Source organism: Haloimpatiens lingqiaonensis (assembly GCF_901447495.1).
GTDB classification, from domain to species: Bacteria; Bacillota; Clostridia; order Clostridiales; family Clostridiaceae; genus Haloimpatiens; species Haloimpatiens lingqiaonensis.
The window spans coordinates 1-1,212 of record NZ_CABDWS010000175.1 but is presented as its reverse complement, the minus strand read 5'-3'; the positions used below and the strand labels follow the sequence as shown (position 1 = coordinate 1,212).

Sequence of the window (1,212 nt, the reverse complement as noted above, 5' to 3'; positions counted from 1 at the left end):
GTAAGGAGGAAGAACAATGGCAAAATCAAAATTTGAAAGAAGTAAACCACACGTAAATATAGGAACAATAGGTCACGTAGACCACGGTAAGACAACATTAACAGCAGCAATCACAACAGTATTATCAAAATTAGGAAACGCAGAAGCAACAAAATATGACGAAATAGATAAAGCACCAGAAGAAAAAGAAAGAGGAATCACAATCAACACAGCACACGTAGAATACGAAACAGAGAACAGACACTATGCACACGTTGACTGCCCAGGCCACGCTGACTATGTAAAGAACATGATAACAGGAGCAGCACAAATGGATGGAGCAATCCTAGTTGTAAGTGCAGCAGATGGTCCAATGCCACAAACAAGAGAACACATACTATTAGCATCAAGAGTTGGAGTTAACCACATAGTAGTATTCTTAAACAAAGCAGATATGGTAGACGATCCAGAGTTATTAGAATTAGTAGAAATGGAAGTAAGAGAATTACTAAGTGAGTATGGATTTGACGGAGACGGATGTCCAGTAATAACAGGATCAGCATTAGAAGCATTACAAAATGCAGATGATGAAGGAAAAACAGCATGCATCCATGAATTAATGGCAGCAGTAGATGAATATATACCAACACCAGAAAGAGCAACAGACAAAGAGTTCTTAATGCCAGTAGAAGATGTATTCACAATCACAGGAAGAGGAACAGTTGCAACAGGAAGAGTTGAAAGAGGAATACTACACGTAGGCGACGAAGTAGAACTTGTAGGATTAAGTGAAGATAAGAGAAAAGTAGTAGTAACAGGAGTAGAAATGTTCAGAAAGTTACTAGATGAAGCAATGGCAGGAGATAACATCGGAGCATTACTAAGAGGTATCCAAAGAACAGAAATCGAAAGAGGTCAAGTACTAGCAAAACCAGGATCAGTACATCCTCATAAGAAATTCGTAGGCCAAGTATACGTATTAAAGAAAGAAGAAGGTGGAAGACATACACCATTCTTTAACGGATACAGACCACAATTCTACTTCAGAACAACAGACGTTACAGGTTCAATCGCATTACCAGAAGGAGTAGAAATGGTTATGCCAGGAGACCACATCGACATGAATGTTGAATTAATAACACAAGTAGCTATGGAAGAAGGATTAAGATTCGCTATAAGAGAAGGCGGAAGAACTGTAGGTTCAGGAGTTGTTACTTCTATAGTTGAATAATT

Annotated in this window: 1 protein-coding gene; it reads left to right on the top strand. The window is 38.4% G+C overall.

Annotation, left to right across the window (positions count from 1 at the left end):
- Positions 1-16 precede the first annotated feature (16 nt).
- Positions 17-1,210 carry an elongation factor Tu gene (gene tuf, locus FGK85_RS15155; protein ID WP_138207990.1) on the top strand — a complete coding sequence of 398 codons (1,194 nt, stop codon included), beginning with the start codon at positions 17-19 and terminating at the stop codon, positions 1,208-1,210.
- Positions 1,211-1,212 lie beyond the last annotated feature (2 nt).

Excerpts from the sequence above, each read along its gene's own strand:
- tuf (WP_138207990.1), top strand. The coding sequence starts at position 17 with ATGGCAAAATCAAAATTTGAAAGAAGTAAACCACACGTAAATATAGGA.